The organism is Microbacterium sp. 11MF, from assembly GCF_000383475.1.
GTDB lineage: Bacteria > Actinomycetota > Actinomycetes > Actinomycetales > Microbacteriaceae > Microbacterium > Microbacterium aquilitoris.
Genome location: NZ_KB911460.1, coordinates 18,080 through 35,114, shown reverse-complemented (window position 1 = coordinate 35,114; position 17,035 = coordinate 18,080). Strand labels below are relative to the sequence as shown.

Here is a 17,035-nt window from a genome sequence, read left to right as displayed (position 1 = left end):
TAGTTCTCTGTCTTCTTGTTAACAGTTGTGGAAACTGTGGATAAGTCGGTGGATCCCAGTCGTCGAGCCGGAACCACATCCGTGTAACTTGTGCAGAGACTGCGGAAACACGCGGGAGAACGTTGCGGCCGTCGATGCTCGGTTCAGACCGTCATCCACAGGTTGTCGCCGTTCGTTCACATTCGAGGGCCGCCACCGCACAGTTATCCACAGGCTTTCCACACTGTGGGAAACCGCATTGTGAGGGTCTGCCCGGAGGCGTGTCAAGTACGCCGGAACACTCGGGCGTGTGCGAGCTTCAGCGTGGGTGTGTGCGAGCTTCAGCGCGCCGAACGGCCGAGTTGCGACGTGATCTCGGACACCTGGTTGTAGATCGAGCGTCGCTCCTTCATGAGCTCGCTGATCTTCTTGTAGGCGTACATCACGGTCGTGTGGTCCCGGTTGCCGAAGAGCTGACCGATCTTCGGCAACGACAGGCTCGTGCGCTCACGGCACAGGTACATGGCGATCTGGCGGGCGGTTGCGACCGACTGCGAGCGGCTCGAGCCGTAGAGGTCGTCCACCGTGAGGCGGAAGTACTGCGCTGTGGCGGAGATGATGTCGGTCGGCGAGATGACGTTCGCGTCATCCTGGTCGACGATGTCGCGGAGGACGGTCTGCGCGAGGGAGATGTCGAGGTTCGACCGGTTGAGACTCGCGAACGCCGAGACGCGGATGAGGGCGCCCTCGAGCTCGCGGATGTTGCTCGACACCTTCGTCGCGATGTACTCGAGCACTTCGTCGGGGACCTGCAGGCGTTCGGACTGCGCCTTCTTCCGGAGGATCGCGATACGGGTCTCGAGGTCGGGAGCCTGCACGTCGGTGATGAGGCCCCACTCGAAGCGGCTCCGCATCCGGTCCTCGAACCCGGTGAGGTGTCGCGGCGGCACATCGCTCGTGATCACCACCTGCTTGTCGTGGTCGTGCAGCTGGTTGAAGGTGTGGAAGAACGCCTCCTGCGTCTCGGCGCGACCCTGCAGGAACTGGATGTCGTCGATCAGGAGGATGTCGACATCCCGGTAGCGGGCCTGGAACGCGGAGGCGCGGTTGTTCACGATCGAGTTGATGAAGTCGTTCGTGAACTCCTCGCTCGAGACGTACCGGACCTTGATGCCCGTGTAGAGGTTGATGGCGTAATCGCCGATCGCGTGCAGCAGGTGGGTCTTCCCGAGCCCCGAGTCTCCGTAGATGAAGAGCGGGTTGTAGGCCTTCGCGGGCGCCTCGGCGACCGCGACGGCGGCGGCGTGGGCGAAGCGGTTGGACTGCCCGATGACGAAGCTGTCGAACGTGTACTTCGGGTTCAGTCGGGTGTCGTTGCGGGATGCCGGGGCCGCCTGCTCCGCGTAGTCGTCCGCTCCGGGTCGCGTCGGCGCCGAAGGTGTCGGCGCGAGCGCCGACTGGACGGGGACCGGGGCGGTGAGGTGCGCGTCACCCAGTTCGGGATTGACCACGACACGGAATGTGCTCGCCGCCGGCTCGGCATCCACCTGGGCGAGGGCCTCCATGATCGGCCCGCGCAGACGCTTGTTGAACTGACCCGCGGTCAGATCGTTCGGCACATCGAGGTAGAGGGTGCCGCTCATCACGCCCTGCGCGACGGCGAGGTTCACGAACCCGTGCAGCTGCGGTGTCACGCGGTCGTCCTGGGCCAGCACGTCGAGCACAGCGCTCCAGACGGGGACATCTGGAAGTTCGTGCTCGGACATGACCCTCCCGGGGTGTGGACAATGGTGTGTACGGGTCTGTGCACAACCTGTGGATAAGTGTCCGGATCACGCTAGTCATCAGGGCTCCGCAAGGCAAAACCCACTGTAGAACCGGCCCGCGTGTCGTCGCCAGGCCGCTTCCGGCATCGGTGGATAATGGCCGGTCGGCGTCCCGGTTTGGGATCTCAGAAATCTCGACGTATCCTAGGTCGGTTGACTTGCGCCTTTTCGGCGTGGGTCCCCCATGTACCTGTGTCCCCGGTCTCGAGCGTTCGGGTGACCCCGCCTTCCCGGAGTGATCTTCATGAGCAAGCGCACGTTCCAGCCCAACAACCGCCGCCGCGCCAAGAAGCACGGCTTCCGCGCCCGCATGCACACGCGCGCCGGCCGCGCCATCCTCTCGGCTCGTCGCGCCAAGGGGCGCACCGAGCTCTCGGCCTGACGCCACACGGTGCTGGCGCGCGGGAATCGCATCACCCGCGGGGCGGACTACCGTTCCGTCGTCCGCGGAGGTTCTCGCTGTGCGGCAGCGCACACCGTGACCCATGTGGTCAGCACGTCTGAGCAGCGCCCCCCACGCTTCGGCTTCATCGTGAGCAAGCGCGTGGGGGGCGCTGTCGTGCGCAATACCGTCCGGCGCCGCCTGAAAGCGATCTGCGCTGAGGCTCTCGCCGACGTGCGACCGGGTGCCGACGTGGTGATCCGCGTGCTGCCGTCAGCGGCATCCGCCGACTATTCGGATCTCCGAACCGAAGTGGTCCGGTGCCTCGAGCGGAAGGCCGCCGCGTGAGCTCCGCACCACTCCCCTCGTACACACGAGGAGAAGCGGTGATGGATGCCGCGGCACTGCCGGCATCCGTTCTGCTTCTCCCCCGCAACGCCGTCATCGGTTTTTTGCACGGATACCGGGCCACCATCTCCCAGGTGTACGGCGACGTGTGCAAGTACTATCCGTCGTGTTCGGCCTACGCGCTCGGCGCGGTGCAACAGCACGGTGTGATTAAGGGCTCGGCTCTCGCAGCCTCCCGCCTCGCACGATGCCACCCGTGGGCAGCGGGCGGCATCGACGACGTTCCCGCCCACACGCACTTCCGGCACGACCTGACTTCGCACGGCTTCGTCGTGCCCCGCAGAAAGGACTGATCCTTGGTGGATCTCTTCGCCGCCGCGGCGACCCTGCCTCCGCTCCCGAACCCGACGACCCCGAAACCGGGCGGACTGGACTTCTTCAGCACCATCCTCTGGCCGTTCAAGTTCGTCGTCGAGGCGATCCTCGTCTTCTGGCACTGGGTCTTCACGTCGATCGGGCTGCAGCCGGATGCCGGTCTGACCTGGGTTTTGTCCATCGTCGGCCTCGTCATCGTGGTGCGTGCCGCGCTGATCCCGCTCTTCGTTCGGCAGATCAAGAGCCAGCGGAAGATGATGGAACTCGCGCCCGAGATGCGCAAGATCCAGGAGCGCTACCGGGGTAAGCGCGACCAGCTCTCTCGCGAGGCCATGAGTCGCGAGACCATGGCGATGTACAAGAAGCACGGCACGTCACCGTTGTCGAGCTGTCTTCCCCTGCTCGTGCAGATGCCCATCCTCCTCGGCATGTTCTACACGCTCAGTGAGGTCAAGCGACACGCGGAGTGGGGCGTCGGCGGCACCGGGCTGCTCAACCCCGTCCTGACGCGCGAGTTCTACAACGCCGAACTCTTCGGTGTGGCACCGCTGCACGTCAACATGATCGATGCCATCAACACGAATCAGACCGCGACGGTCGTGATCCTCGTGATCCTCGTCATCCTGATGATCCTGTCGCAGTTCTTCACGCAGCTGCAGATCATCTCGAAGAACCTCTCCCCCGAGGCCAAGACCGGCCAGGCGTACCAGATGCAGCGCATCATGCTCTACGTCCTCCCCCTCGCCTTCATCTTCTCGGGTGTCTTCTTCCCCCTCGGCGTGGTCATGTACTGGTTCACGTCGAACATCTGGACCATGGTCCAGCAGTTCATCGTCATCCGTAACCTTCCGACGCCGGGCTCGGAGGCCGCCAAGGCCCGCGAGGAGCGCCTGGCCAAGAAGGGGAAGGCGCTCGACGCCACCGGCAAGGTCATCCCGATGGCCAAGTACGAGGCCGAGCAGCAGCGACTGCTCGAAGAGGCGGAGCGCGCGAAGGCGGCAGCCCCCAAGCGGCAGCAGCCCGTGAGCAAGAACCGTGCGAAGAAGCAGGCTCAGAAGGGCAAGCAGGACGGCACGTCCTGACGGAAGCGAAGGATCACGATGATGACGACCACTGAACAGAACCCCAGCGCGCGTCCTGAGCCCACCGTCGACGAGCTCGAGCAGGAAGGCGACATCGCGGCGGACTTCGTCGAGGGGATCCTCGACATCGCCGACATCGATGGCGACCTGACTCTCGACGTTCGCGCCGGCCGTGCCTACGTGTCGGTCGAGAACGAGCAGGCCGACGCACTGTCGCTGCTCGCCGACCCCGACACGGTCCAGGCTCTGCAGGAGCTCACCCGCATCGCCGTGCAGACGAAGACCGGACGCTTCTCGCGACTGATCCTCGACGTCGGCGGTTCGCGTGATGCACGTCGCGGTCAGCTGCAGAAGCTCGTCGAACGAGCGGTCGAGCGTCTCGATGACGGTGCGTCGCAGGCATCCCTTCCGCCCATGTCCAGCTATGAGCGCAAGCTGATCCACGATATCGCCGCCGAGCACGGTCTGGTGTCGGAGTCGTACGGCGAGGGTGCAGACCGTCACACGGTTCTCCGTCGTGGCTGACGTTTCACGTGAAACACCCGAGATCGAGCCGGCAGGCGCGGCATCCGTCTTCGGTGAACGCCTCGACCTGGCACGGCGGTTCACCGACGCGCTGATCGCGCAGGGTGAAGAGCGTGGGCTCATCGGCCCGCTCGAACTCCCCCGCATCTGGACGCGCCACATTCTGAACAGTGCGGTCGCCGCACCCCTGTTCACGGCCGGCGCTCGAGTCGGTGACATCGGATCGGGTGCGGGACTGCCCGGCCTCGTGCTCGCGATCGCACGGCCGGATGTGCGCTGGGTGCTCATCGAGCCGATGGAACGTCGTATCGCGTGGCTGACAGAGCAGACGAACGATCTGCACCTCGACAACGTCGAGATCGTTCGTGGCCGCGGCGAGGATTGGGCGGAAGGTCCGGTTCTGGATGCCGTCACTGCACGCGCGGTCAGCGCGTTCCGCACGCTCATCCCGATCACTGCACCGTTGGTCCGTGATGGCGGCGAGCTCATCCTTCTGAAGGGTGCGAATGCTGCGAATGAGATCACGGCGGCCGAGAAAGTGATCCGGAAGTTCCGGCTCTCCCACGTCCGGATCGAGCCGGTCGGCGATGGGGTTGTCGATGAGCCCACCCGCGTCATCCGCGCCACCGTGCGCTGACACGACGTTTCACGTGGAACATCACGGCCCGGCGCGGTGACTGGATTCCGTTTCACGTGAAACACACTCGGATCGAACCGGCTCGTTTCACGTGAAACATCATGACCGTCCGCGGTCGGGGGAGGCCTCGACTACAGTGGGATGGTCCTCGACACGACAGGAGTAACAGGTGCCGGATTCGGAGAACAAGACCTCTCCCGCACCCTTCTCTTTCGACGACAGTCCGATCGCGCGTGAACTCGCAGATCTCACGTCGCGTCGGAAAGCGCTGGCAGACGTGCACGTCGAGTTCGACGACACGACCCGCGTCCTGACGGTGTCGAACCAGAAGGGTGGCGTGGGAAAGACCACGACCACCGTCAACCTCGCTGCGGGGCTGGCTTCAGTCGGCGCCCGTGTGCTCGTGATCGACCTGGATCCGCAGGGGAACGCCTCGACGGCACTCGGCATCCCGCACAGCGCCGACGTTGCGAGTATCTACGACGTCCTCATCGATGAGGAGCCGCTCGCCGACGTCATCCAGACGAGTCCGGAATCGCCCAACCTCCTCTGCGCGCCCTCCACGATCAACCTCGCGGGCGCCGAGATCGAGTTGGTGTCCAAGGTGGCACGCGAACACCGTCTGCGGACGGCTCTGGACACGTACCTGCGCGACAACCACGTGGATTTCGTCTTCATCGACTGCCCGCCGTCGCTCGGACTCCTCACGATCAACGCCTTCACGGCTGCGACGGAGGTCCTCATCCCGATCCAGTGCGAGTATTACGCGCTCGAAGGACTGAGCCAGCTGCTCGGCAGTGTGACGATGATCCAGAAGCACCTGAACACGTCACTGCACCTGTCGACGATCCTGCTGACGATGTACGACGGTCGCACCCGCCTGGCACAGCAGGTGGCGGATGAAGTGCGCACACATTTCCCCGAGACGGTGCTCACCACGGTCATCCCGCGTTCGGTCCGCATCTCCGAGGCGCCGAGCTTCGGTCAGACAGTCATCGCCTATGACGGCCAGTCCGTCGGTGCGGTCGCGTATCGCGAGGCCGCCGTCGAGATCGTTCGGCGCGGTCACCAGCAGAAATCAGACGAAGGAGCCCACTGATGGCTAAGAGAACCGGATTGGGCCGCGGCATCGGTGCCCTCATCCCCACCCAGGACTCCTCAGAAGCGCGACCCGTGGACGTGTTCTTCCCGGGCGCATCCCTGTCGGATGCCGCGGCGACGAAGACTGAGTCGGGGACGGATGCCGCCGCCGCATCGCCGGCCGATGACCTGGTGGCGGTCCCCGGTACGCGCCTCATCGAGGTCGATCCGAACGCCATCGTCCCGAACCCGCGTCAGCCGCGTACCAACTTCGATGCGGATGATCTCGCGGAGCTGGTCCACAGTGTTCGCGAGTTCGGTGTGCTCCAGCCCGTGGTCGTTCGCCGCAACGACGACGGTGAGTTCGAGCTCATCATGGGCGAGCGGCGCACGCGCGCTGCTCGCGAGGCAGGACTGACCGCGATTCCGGCTGTCCTGCGCGAGACGGAGGATGAGAACCTCCTTCGTGACGCGCTGTTGGAGAACCTCCACCGGTCCCAGCTGAATCCTCTGGAAGAGGCATCCGCGTATCAGCAGCTGCTCGAGGACTTCGGGATCACCCAGGAGGAGCTCGCGACGCGCATCGGACGATCGCGTCCGCAGATCAGCAACACGATCCGTCTGCTGAAGCTGCCGGTCCCGGTGCAGCAGCGTGTGGCCGCCGGTGTTCTCAGCGCGGGACATGCCCGCGCCATCCTGTCGGTCGAGGACACCGACACCATGGCCCGGCTCGCCGACAAGATCGTCAACGAGGATCTGTCGGTTCGCGCCGCCGAGGCGGCGGCTAAGACGATCGGCAACCGGGTGCGGCCGCTCCCGAAGGCGGGAACGCGTCGCGCGCACCTCGACGACGTGGCAGAGCGGCTGGGGGACCGACTCAACACCAAGGTGAAGATCTCGCTGTCTGCGCGAAAAGGGCAGATCAGCATTGATTTCGCCACCATCCAGGACCTGAACCGAATCCTCGGCGAACTGGGTGAAACGGAGTTCGGCGGAGCCTGATCCGCAGCTCAGCGGCCCTCCTTCCCAGGGGTCGAGCGTAGGCTGGATGAGTGAGTGACAGCCCGAACCTCCCTCGTCGCGCCAGCCTCGAGGTGTTGCGTGCCGAGGCCGCGGACGAGCTCTCTGTGCTCGTCGAAGAGCGTCTTCGCGACGGTGAGGATCCCTGGGCCTTCATGGAGGACCTCCCCACGGTCGACGAGTTGGTCGTCCTGACACTTCGGGCGGAGAACATCGCCTCCGACGGCGGTCAGCGGCCGACGCAGGCGCGCAATTACCGGGTTCTGCGCCAGATCGCGCTGGATTACCCTGCGCTGAGCCCGGCTGTGTGGCGACTACTCGGCAGCGAGCCACACCGCACCTGGGATCTGTCCGTCCGCGCGTCCTGACCGTTCCACGTGAAACATCGCCGTTCACCGGCGATACGTAGGCTTGGGCCGTGCCACGCGACATCCGGATCGCCTCTCTCGATATCCGAGCCTCCGATGACATCACGGTCGACGTCGTTGCCGATTCACTCGCCCGTCGCGGTGTGCTCGGCGTGGTGGGTGTGGTGGAGGGGCGGACGGCCGCCCGGGCGGCGGTGAACGACGCCGGCGACGTCCTCGTCTCGATCGAGGGGCGACAGCCGACGGTGGAATCCGCCCCAGGAGTCGTCGAATCGCTCGCGGGCGAGTGGTCGGCGGACGTCACGCTCGAATCAGACGTGTGTTTCGTGGCGGCATCCGCTCGACCGGAGCCGACGCGCGACGCGGAGATGCCGCCGCGGCGGCGTGTGTACGTGATCGGCGGTGGCGTGACGGGGGACCCGGCGCGACGGCCTGATTTCGCCGCGCAACTCGAGGCCTCTGTCAGCGTCATCGCGATCGATGGGCGGTGGGTTCTGCAGGCACACGGGGAACCGCAGGACTACTGGCCGAGTGCGCAGCGTCCGGTCGTCGCCGTCACCGCTGTCGGCGATTCGCTGACGGTGGAGGTCTGGAGCCGCGACGCGATGCGCGGTGCGGTCGGGTCGCACGACGCTCAGATGCTCGGCATCCCGAATCTCACGTTCAGCTGGCAGGCGCGATGGCGACCGGTGTCCGATGCACGCGGCCAGATCGCGGACATCGAACGGATGCTGGGGCGCGGCCGGCAGTCGTCGTCGAGCGCCCTCGGACGACCGGTCGACCGGGATGCCGCGCTCGCAGAACTCGGAGTGGAGCGGAACGAGATCGAGGAGACGCTCACGCGGGACAACGACGACGTACTGATCGACGCCGTTGTCGGAGCGTTCCGGCTGCCCACCGAGGTGGGCCGGATCGTTCGGGGGACCGTCGACATCGACGCTCTGCCCGGTGCCGAGCACGTCGAGCGAACTCCGGCCGGCCGGATGGTGTGGCGGCAGTTGCACCCGGCCCGCCGGGGCTCGGTCTGGGCGCGATGGCGTCGGCGTTTCTCGCGTTGACCGGGTGAAACGACGAAGGACCCGGCGACCGGAGTCGCGCGGGTCCTTCGTGAAGCGGTGTCTCAGCCGATGTAGTCGGCGAGGTCCTGCTGAAGGGCGAACTTCGGCTTCGCACCGATGATCGTCTTCTCGACCTCACCCTTGTTGAAGACCTTCATCGCCGGGATCGACGTGATCTGGTACTGCATGGCGAGCTGCGGGTTCTCGTCGACGTTGAGCTTCAGAACCGTGATCTTCTCGGGGTTCTCGGTCTGGATCTCGTCGAGGATGGGCCCGACCATGCGACAGGGTCCGCACCACTCGGCCCAGAAGTCCACCAGAACGGGGCCTTCGGCGTCGATGACGTCCTGCTGCCAGGTGCTCTCGCTCGTTGCCTTGGCGGTCATATGTCTGTCTCCTTAGGGGTCGACACGATCGTGTCAGGTGGGAAAACGCGGCGGATGCCGGAATTGTTCCGCGGTCAGGCCGGGGTCGGCAGGCCGTCGATGATCGAGGCGTCCTCGGCCGGCGCCCCGGCGTCACCGCGGGCGGCGAGGTAGTGCTCGAGGTCGAGGGCGGCGACCGTGCCGCTGCCGGCGGCGGTGACCGCCTGGCGGTAGGTCGGGTCGATGACGTCGCCCGCGGCGAAGACACCGGCGACCGACGTCTTCGAGGTGCGGCCGTCGACCCAGACCGTGCCGTGCTCGGTGATGTCGAGGACGTTGTGCACGAGGTGGGTGCGGGGGTCGTAGCCGATGGCGACGAACACGCCGTCGAGGGCCAGGTCGCGCTCGGAGCCGTCGACGGTGTCACGGAGGCGCACGCCGGTCACGGCATCCTCACCCAGCACGTCGATGACCTCGCTGTTCCAGACGAACTCGATCTTCTCGTTCGCCTTCGCGCGGTCCTGCATGATCTTCGAGGCGCGGAGCTCGCCGCGACGGTGGATCACGTAGACCTTCGAGGCGAACTTGGTGAGGAACGTCGCTTCTTCCATCGCGGAGTCGCCGCCGCCGACGACGGCGATGACCTTCTCGCGGAAGAAGAAGCCGTCGCACGTCGCGCAGTACGAGACGCCGCGGCCCGACAGACGGGTCTCGCCCTCGATGCCGATCTTGCGGGGAGCGGAGCCGGTGGCGAAGACGATCGCCTCAGCCTCGTGGGTCTCGCCGCGTCCGAGGGTGACGCTCTTGATGTCGCCGGAGACGTCGAGCGAGACGACGTCGTCGTAGACGACCTCGGCGCCGAACTTCTCGGCCTGCTCCTGCATCTTGGCCATGAGGTCCGGGCCCATGACGCCCTCGGGGAACCCGGGGAAGTTCTCGACCTCGGTGGTGTTCATCAGCTCACCGCCGGCCTCGACCGAACTCGCCACCACGAGGGGCGACAGGTTCGCGCGGGCTGCGTAGATGGCCGCGGTGTACCCCGCGGGGCCCGAGCCGATGATGATGACCTTGCGCACGATGAATCCCTTCTCCATCGGGGCGAAATTCCTCGCCCCGACACGTCCAACCAATGCTAGTCGCGTGGCATTCCACGTCGCCTGGGGACGCGGGCCCGTGTCAGCGGCCGGGCAGGAAGCGTCGGAGCGCGCGGCCCGCCGTGGCGAGCTCGGGAGTGCGGAACGCCGCGAGGATGGCGGCGTACACGACGAGGGTGGTGCCGCCGATGAGTGCGGCGCCGAGGAAGCCGAGGAAGCGGTCGGAGACGGTCCAGCCGTGCACGCCGCCGAAGAGAAGGAAGACGCCCCACCCGGCCGCCGCGGCGGGGACCGCCGCGAGCAGGAAGCGCAGGATGCCGCGGAACGCACCGCCGAGCCCGAGCGGGCCGATCTTGCGTCGCAGAAGTGACACGGCGAGAGCGAACTGCACGATGTTGGCGACGGACTGCCCGAGGGCGATGGCAACGGCGAGCCAGGTGAGCGGGAGGATGCCGGCACTCAGCAGGGCGGAGGCGGTCACGGCCGTAGCGATGACCATCGCGGCCTGCACCAGGGTGTAGAAGAACGGCGTGCGCGTGTCCTTCAGAGCGTAGAACGTGCGTTGGATGCCGAACTGGAACGACAAGGGCAGGAGAGCGACGAGATAGGCGCCGAGCACGAAGGCGAAGGCGATCGCCTTCTCGGGCGTAGGGGTGAACAGACGCGAGAGCGGCACGGCGGCGACGGACATGGCGGCGAGGATGCCGACCATGAAGATGCCGACCGTGCGGGTGAGGGAGGACAGGTCGGCGGTGACGGCATCCGTCCGTCCCTCTGCCACGTGCTCGCTGAGCTTCGTGTAGTAAGGCGTGCCCAGCGACAAAACGATCACGGAGAACGGGAGCATGAACAGCAGCCAGGCGTTCTGCAGGGTCGCTCCGGCGGCTGCGGGGCCCGACGCGGCGCCCACGATGTTGACCTGGAACGCCCCGGCGACCTGGCCGACGACGACCATGAGGAAGGTCCAGCCGGCCAGTCGGCCGATCTGGCGGAGACCGATGCCCCGCCACCGGAAGTCAGGCCGCACGTGGAGGCCTGCGCGTCGCCAGAACAGGAAGAGGATGCCGGCCTGCACGACGATGCCGAGGGTCGCGGTGCCACCCATCAACGCGATCATCCCCGCGGTCCAGCCCGTGGCGGCTTCGTACGTGCCGAAGAGCGCGATGAAGACACCGAAGCCGGCGATGGAGATCACGTTGTTCACGATCGGAGACCACGCGAACGGGCCGAAGACGCGGTTCGCATTGAGGATCTCGCCGACGAGCGCGTACAAGCCGTAGAAGAGCAGTTGCGGGAGGCACCAGTACGCGAGGGCGAGAGTCAGGGTCTTCGCCTCTTCCGTGAACTCGCCCGCGTAGATCTCGACCAGCAGGGGGGCGGCGATCACGGCGACCGCCGTGACGACCAGCAGGGCGAGCACGCCCAGCGTCAGGAGTTTCGACACGAAGGCGTCGCCCCGGTCGTCGTGGGTCTTCACCGCCTTGACGATCTGCGGGACGATCACCCCGGCGAGCAGCCCGGAGGAGATGAGCGCGAAGACGGAGTTCGGCAGCTGGTTCGCGATGGCGAAGGAGTCGGCCGCCTTCGCTCCGACGGTGCCTAGCGCGATGGTCAGGACGATGTTGCGGATGAGGCCGGCGATCCGGGACGCCATGGTCCCGGCGGCGACGGTGGCGCTCGCGCGGCCGAGGCCGGCCATCAGGCGTCCACCGGCATCCGTCGGCGTCGTCGGATGGTGCGGACGACACCGAAGACGAGGAGGACGCTGACGAGGGCGCTGAGGATGATGACGGAGACCGCCTCCCATTCGGCACGCACCGAGACGCGGATCGTTTCACCGGGACCGATGTCGACACCGGCGCGGGTGCGCAGCTGGAGCTGCACCGAGGACTCGCCGCTGCCGACGAGGGCCGAGACGGGGATCGCGACGCGACTGGTCTGCTGGGCGCCGATCTCCACCTCGGTGCGGGATTCGATCACCAGGCGGGCGTCTCCCGGCGAGGCGAGCAGGTCGAGACGGGCCGGCCACGGCAGATCGTTGCGCACCGTGAAGACGAGCGGTGCGGACGAGCCCGCGAGCGTGATGGGACCGCCGGGGACGAGGGCGACGCCGTCGGTCCAGGTCGCGATGCGTTCGCGCTGCATCTGGATCGCGGCATCCCACCCCTCACGATCACCGAGCCACGCGTTGCCGAGCAGCTGCAGCTCTGTCGCCCGTTCGGAAGAAGCGAGGAGTGAGGGATCCTCGAGGACGCCGGCGATGCGCGAGAGGCCGGTCTGCGCGTCGCGGAACTCGGTGATCACCGCGACGCGGTCGGCGTCGGGGGCGACGGAGGTCAGGGCGACGGCCGTCGGATCGGTGGCGAGCAGAGCGCCGAGGTCGGTGGTGGACCATGAGGGGAGCGCCGTCGCCGCGCGGATCGCGTCGCGGAGCGCCGCTTCGGAGCGGCCCGTCGCGCGATCCACGGTGACCAGGAGCGGGCCGGTGGGCGCCGTCAGTGCGGCGCGCGCTGTGTATTCCGCGAGGATGTCGGCACGTTCGGCGGCGTCTGCCGTGGTCGACGCCTGTGCGAGGAGCGACGAGAGCCCCTCGTCGTAGACGAGTAGATCGGCGCCTCCGGCGGTGGCGTGGGCCGCGGCATCCGATCCGACCACCGAGCTCGGCAGCAGCGTGACGGGGGTGTCGTCGGTGCCGGTCAGGGCGCCCAGGGCGGCGGCGGTCTCGGCGCCGGCCGTTCCGGTCGCGGGCCAGAACACGGAACCGCGGTCGGCTCCGACGTCGAAGAGCTCGTCGAGAGTGGGCACCACGGGTGCGCCGGGAGTCGGGCTGGGGGCGGGCGTCGCTCCGCCGGCGCCGGTGTCGGCCTCGAAGTTCGCCGCGTCGAGGTACGCCGCGAACGAGGTCAACCGCGCCGGGGCCGTCGCTCCCGCGCCGACCTGCGCGGCGAGGTCGGCATCGCCGTACTGCAATGCGAAACGGTCGTTCGGAAGGGCCATCAACTCATCGAGCCACGTCACGGCATCGGCGGGCGCGGCCTTGCCGAGCGCGCGGATCGACGCGGTGATGGCGGGGTCGACGGCGAGGATCGCGTCGGTTCCGGAGACGGCGTCGAGCTGCTGCCGCAGATCGCCGTCCTCCGCCGTCAGTTCGCGAAGGGCATCGGCGCCGAGCGCGCCGGTCGCCTGCGGCCCGGCCGTGATCGGGACGAGGACACCCGCGCGACGCGCCGGCTCGCCCGTCCGCGGCACGACGACGACCGTCTGCGCGCGGAGGGTCTCGTCGCCGGTGCGGTAGACGACACGAGCCGGGTAGACACCGGGGGCGAGGTCCTGGACCGCGGGCTCGTCGGGGTCGACGGTGACCGACACCGAGGTCGACTGCTGTCCGGCGACGGCCGGCACGTCGGTCTCGCCGACCGCGTCGAACGGCACCGCCGCCGCGCCGCGTTCGAGCCAGGAGTCGAGGGTGTCGCTCGTGGTCAGCGCGCGCGTGCCGATCTCGAAGGTCGCCTGGCCGGCCGCGAGGGCGTCCGTGCCGGCGTTGTCGGCGGAGAGGGTGAGTGTGAGGGGGGCGGATGCCGAGAGCACACCGTCGTTCGCCGGCGCCAGGACTGCGGTCGCCGTCTCGTCGTCCCCGGCACCGTCCACCGCGGCGAAGGCGGCCGGGGCGGGAGCAGCGAGGGCGATGGCCGCGCTCGCCGCTGTCGCCGCACGCAGCCAGCGCGGTCGGCGCGGCGGACGTCGGCCCGGAACAGGCGAGATGAAGGTCATGAAGAGGTCGATTCCCGTGCGATCCATGACCGCACCATCGGGAGCGATTCTAGGGTCACTGCCCTGCAGAGCCCCTGATTGCGTGCGAGGGCCGGTTGAATGGGTGGGTGAGCGACTCCCGGCATCCCGACCCGTCTTCGATCGTCGCGCTCCGCGCGGACCTCGCCGCGGCGGGCTACACGGCCGACGCGGTGCGGGCGGCGTGGGGGGCGATCGCCGACGACGCGATCGGCCGCGGGCTGCTCGCTCCCGCCCGCCGGGGCCTCGCGGACCGCGCCGACGCGCTCGCGGTGCTGTGCCGACTCCTCTTCCTCGGTGACCCGGCGTCCGTCACCGACGTCGACGCCGCCCTGCCCACGGCCGGGGCGGCGGGCCTCGAGCGGCTGGGTCTCGTGCGGCTCGGCGCCGACACGGTCACCCCGACCGCGCTGCTGCGCCCGCAGGGGTACGCGGATGCCGGGGGTTCCGGTCAGTGGTGGATCGTGAGCGACCTCGACGAGGCGGCGCTCGGCGGCGCCCTGCCGACGGGACACGTGCTGGGGGTCGGCGGCGCGTCGCTCACGCTCGCGGGACTGCAGCTCGACACCCCCGCGCAGCGCGTGCTCGATCTGGGGACGGGATGCGGCATCCAGGCCCTGCGTGCTCGGCGGAGCGCACCGCGCGTCGTCGCCACGGACGTCTCGGAGCGCGCGCTGCGGTTCACCCTGCTCAATGCAGCCCTCAACGACGTCGACGGGGTCGAGGTGCGCCACGGCAGCCTGTTCGAACCGGTCGCCGGCGAGGAGTTCGACCGCGTCGTCTCGAACCCGCCGTTCGTCATCACCCCGCGCGTCGCCGGGGTGCCCGAGTACGAGTACCGCGATGCCGGTTTCGCGGGCGACGACCTCGTCGCCGCGTTCGTCTCGGGCGTGGGCGACGTCCTCGCCCCCGGCGGCACGGCGCAGCTGCTCGGCAACTGGGAGTACAGGGAGGATGCCGACGGTCTCGAGCGCGTGCGGGCGTGGGTCGCGGCATCCACTCACCCGCTCGACGCGTGGATCGTGGAACGCGAACGCCTCGACCCGCTCGCGTACGCGGAGCTGTGGGTGCGAGACGGCGGCACGACCCCCGGCAGCCCCGAGTACGCGCGCCTGATCGACGCGTGGCTCGCCGACTTCGCGGAACGCGGCGTGAGCTCGGTCGGGTTCGGGTACCTGCTGCTGCGGCGTACGCCGATCGGGATGCCGTCCCTCGCCCGCTACGAGCGGGTCACCCAGCCGGTGGGCGGGGCTCTCGGGACGCACCTCGGCGAGGCGCTCGCCGCGTGGGACCGGCTCGGACTGCTCGACGACGACGCGCTCGCCGACACGACCGTCATCGTGGGCCCGGACGTCACCGAGGCCCGTCACCACCGCCCGGGCGCGGAGGAGCCGTCGGTCATCGAGCTGCACCAGGGCGGCGGGTTCGGGCGCGTGCTGAACGTCGACCCGGCGCTCGCGGCCCTCGTGGGGGCATCCGACGGCGACCTGCCGCTGGGCGTGCTGATCGACGCGATCGCCGACCTGCTCGAGGTGGATGCCGGGGCTCTCCGCGCCGACCTCCTGCCGCGCGTGCGCGAGCTCGTGTTCACCGGGTTCCTGCGCCTGGTCTGACCGGCCGGCGCGCGGGGCGGTGCACACCCACCGGAGCCCCCGGCGACGCTCGGTAGGCTCGTAGGCATGCTGAACATGGCCGAGGGTCTCGCGCGCCTGGGCGCGCTCGCCGAGGCTCCCGTGTCGGCCGCGCTCGCCCGTGCGTTCGCGGATGCCGGGTACGAGCTCGCGATCGTCGGCGGACCCGTCCGCGACGCGCTGCTCGGCCGCAGGGTGAACGACCTCGACTACACGACGAACGCGCGCCCCGACGACATCCTGCGCATCGTGAAACCCCTCTCGACGGCGACGTGGGACATCGGTCGCGCGTTCGGCACGATCGGTGCGAAGGTCCGCGGCGAGCAGGTCGAGATCACGACGTACCGGGCCGACAGCTACGACGGCACGACCCGCAAGCCCACCGTCGAGTTCGGCGACACGCTCGAGCAAGACTTGGTCAGGCGTGATTTCACGGTCAACGCGATGGCGCTGCGGATCCCCGGTCCCTCCCTCGTCGACCCGACCGGCGGCGTCGAGGACCTCGTCGGTGAGTCGCTCCGCACCCCGACCGACCCCGACGTCAGCTTCGGCGACGACCCGCTCCGGATGCTGCGCGCGGCGCGCTTCGCGAGCCAGCTCGGCATGGACGTGCACCCGGCCACCCTCGAGGCCATGACCCGCCTGGCACCGAGCCTGTCGATCGTGAGCCCCGAGCGTGTGCAGGGCGAGCTGGTGAAGCTTCTCGCAACCGACGCGCCGGACCGCGGCATCCGTCTGCTCGTCGATACCGGCCTCATGGAACTGTTCCTGCCCGAGGTCCCCGCGTTGCGGCTCGAGGTCGACGAGCACCACCACCACAAGGACGTCTACGAGCACTCGCTCACGGTGCTCGCGCAGGCGATCGACCTCGAGAAGCAGCGGCACCCGGGCGCGGCGCCTGACGTGACGCTGCGCCTCGCGGCGCTCCTGCACGACATCGGCAAGCCGGCGACGCGCAAGCTGGAGCCGGGCGGCGCCGTCAGCTTCCATCACCACGACGTCAAGGGCGCCCGCATGGCCCGCAAGCGCCTGCAGGCCCTCAAGTTCGACGGCGCGACGACGGATGCCGTGTGTCAGCTCATCGAGCAGCACCTGCGCTTCTTCGGGTACGCCGAGGGCGCCTGGACCGATTCGGCCGTCCGACGCTACGTCCGCGACGCGGGTGAGCAGCTCGAACGGCTCCACATCCTCACGCGGGCAGACGTGACCACGCGGAACAAGCGCAAGGCGGGTCGCCTGCGCTCGGCCTATGACGACATCGAGACGCGGATCGCGCAGCTCGCCGAGCAGGAGCAGCTCGAGGCGATGCGCCCGGCGCTCGACGGCAACCGGATCCAGGAGGTTCTCGGCATCCGCCCCGGTCGCGAGGTGGGCGAGGCGTACCGGTTCCTCCTCGACATCCGCCTCGATGAGGGCGTCGTCGAGCCGGAGGTCGCCGAGCAGCGCCTGCGCGACTGGTGGGCCGCGCGAGCCTGA

17 protein-coding genes are annotated in these 17,035 nt (G+C 68.4%); 12 read left to right on the top strand and 5 right to left on the bottom strand.

Annotated elements, in window-relative coordinates; all coding sequences use genetic code 11:
- Window positions 1-320 precede the first annotated feature (320 nt).
- Entirely contained in the window at window positions 321-1,745 is a 1,425-nt protein-coding gene (dnaA, locus tag H286_RS0107130; RefSeq protein ID WP_018187801.1) for a chromosomal replication initiator protein DnaA, read from the bottom strand.
- Window positions 1,746-2,049: 304 nt separating this feature from the next.
- Between dnaA and rpmH the strand changes: the two genes are divergently transcribed.
- The 10 genes from rpmH (at window position 2,050) to H286_RS0107080 (ending at window position 8,680) form a co-directional block, all read left to right on the top strand.
- Complete coding sequence (gene rpmH / locus H286_RS0107125; RefSeq protein WP_026302947.1) at window positions 2,050-2,187, top strand: 50S ribosomal protein L34; 138 nt, start codon at window positions 2,050-2,052, stop codon at window positions 2,185-2,187.
- A 9-nt stretch (window positions 2,188-2,196) separates the two neighbouring features.
- Window positions 2,197-2,535 carry a ribonuclease P protein component gene (rnpA, locus tag H286_RS14505; protein ID WP_026302946.1) on the top strand — a complete coding sequence of 113 codons (339 nt, stop codon included), beginning with the start codon at window positions 2,197-2,199 and terminating at the stop codon, window positions 2,533-2,535.
- A 41-nt stretch (window positions 2,536-2,576) separates the two neighbouring features.
- Window positions 2,577-2,888: a membrane protein insertion efficiency factor YidD gene (gene yidD / locus H286_RS0107115; protein ID WP_018187798.1), complete on the top strand. Its 312-nt coding sequence runs from the start codon at window positions 2,577-2,579 to the stop codon at window positions 2,886-2,888.
- Between the two features lie 6 nt (window positions 2,889-2,894).
- On the top strand, window positions 2,895-3,992 hold the full coding sequence (gene yidC, locus H286_RS0107110) for a membrane protein insertase YidC (protein WP_020097604.1): 1,098 nt from the start codon (window positions 2,895-2,897) through the stop codon (window positions 3,990-3,992).
- A gap of 18 nt (window positions 3,993-4,010) precedes the next feature.
- Entirely contained in the window at window positions 4,011-4,517 is a 507-nt protein-coding gene (locus tag H286_RS0107105) for a Jag family protein (RefSeq protein WP_018187796.1), read from the top strand.
- Window positions 4,483-5,154: a 16S rRNA (guanine(527)-N(7))-methyltransferase RsmG gene (gene rsmG, locus H286_RS0107100; RefSeq protein ID WP_020097603.1), complete on the top strand. Its 672-nt coding sequence runs from the start codon at window positions 4,483-4,485 to the stop codon at window positions 5,152-5,154. Before H286_RS0107105 ends, rsmG begins: the two co-directional genes overlap by 35 nt.
- A 169-nt stretch (window positions 5,155-5,323) precedes the next feature.
- Window positions 5,324-6,253, top strand: a complete 930-nt coding sequence (locus tag H286_RS0107095) for a ParA family protein (RefSeq protein WP_020097602.1) — start codon at window positions 5,324-5,326, stop codon at window positions 6,251-6,253.
- Window positions 6,253-7,236 carry a ParB/RepB/Spo0J family partition protein gene (locus H286_RS0107090; protein WP_028497429.1) on the top strand — a complete coding sequence of 328 codons (984 nt, stop codon included), beginning with the start codon at window positions 6,253-6,255 and terminating at the stop codon, window positions 7,234-7,236. The genes H286_RS0107095 and H286_RS0107090 overlap by 1 nt, the downstream gene beginning before the upstream one ends.
- Before the next feature lie 50 nt (window positions 7,237-7,286).
- On the top strand, window positions 7,287-7,622 hold the full coding sequence (locus tag H286_RS0107085) for a hypothetical protein (protein ID WP_018187792.1): 336 nt from the start codon (window positions 7,287-7,289) through the stop codon (window positions 7,620-7,622).
- Window positions 7,623-7,672: 50 nt separating this feature from the next.
- Complete coding sequence (locus H286_RS0107080) at window positions 7,673-8,680, top strand: hypothetical protein (protein ID WP_020097600.1); 1,008 nt, start codon at window positions 7,673-7,675, stop codon at window positions 8,678-8,680.
- A gap of 62 nt (window positions 8,681-8,742) precedes the next feature.
- Here the strand turns inward: H286_RS0107080 and trxA are convergent, their stop codons facing one another.
- The 4 genes from trxA to H286_RS0107060 all read right to left on the bottom strand — a co-directional run bounded on the left by trxA (window position 8,743) and on the right by H286_RS0107060 (window position 13,937).
- Window positions 8,743-9,066, bottom strand: coding sequence for a thioredoxin (gene trxA / locus H286_RS0107075; RefSeq protein ID WP_018187790.1), 324 nt, complete (start codon window positions 9,064-9,066; stop codon window positions 8,743-8,745).
- A 74-nt stretch (window positions 9,067-9,140) separates the two neighbouring features.
- Entirely contained in the window at window positions 9,141-10,121 is a 981-nt protein-coding gene (gene trxB / locus H286_RS0107070; RefSeq protein WP_028497428.1) for a thioredoxin-disulfide reductase, read from the bottom strand.
- Between the two features lie 100 nt (window positions 10,122-10,221).
- Window positions 10,222-11,838 (bottom strand): murein biosynthesis integral membrane protein MurJ, encoded by a 1,617-nt coding sequence (gene murJ / locus H286_RS0107065; RefSeq protein ID WP_020097598.1) that lies wholly within the window; start codon window positions 11,836-11,838, stop codon window positions 10,222-10,224.
- Entirely contained in the window at window positions 11,838-13,937 is a 2,100-nt protein-coding gene (locus H286_RS0107060; protein WP_020097597.1) for a DUF6049 family protein, read from the bottom strand. Before H286_RS0107060 ends, murJ begins: the two co-directional genes overlap by 1 nt.
- An 80-nt stretch (window positions 13,938-14,017) precedes the next feature.
- Here H286_RS0107060 and H286_RS0107055 point away from each other — a divergent pair, with 80 nt between their 5' ends.
- Together H286_RS0107055 and H286_RS0107050 are read left to right on the top strand one after the other, a co-directional pair.
- Window positions 14,018-15,541 carry a DUF7059 domain-containing protein gene (locus H286_RS0107055; protein ID WP_020097596.1) on the top strand — a complete coding sequence of 508 codons (1,524 nt, stop codon included), beginning with the start codon at window positions 14,018-14,020 and terminating at the stop codon, window positions 15,539-15,541.
- Between the two features lie 66 nt (window positions 15,542-15,607).
- Entirely contained in the window at window positions 15,608-17,035 is a 1,428-nt protein-coding gene (locus tag H286_RS0107050; protein WP_018187785.1) for a CCA tRNA nucleotidyltransferase, read from the top strand.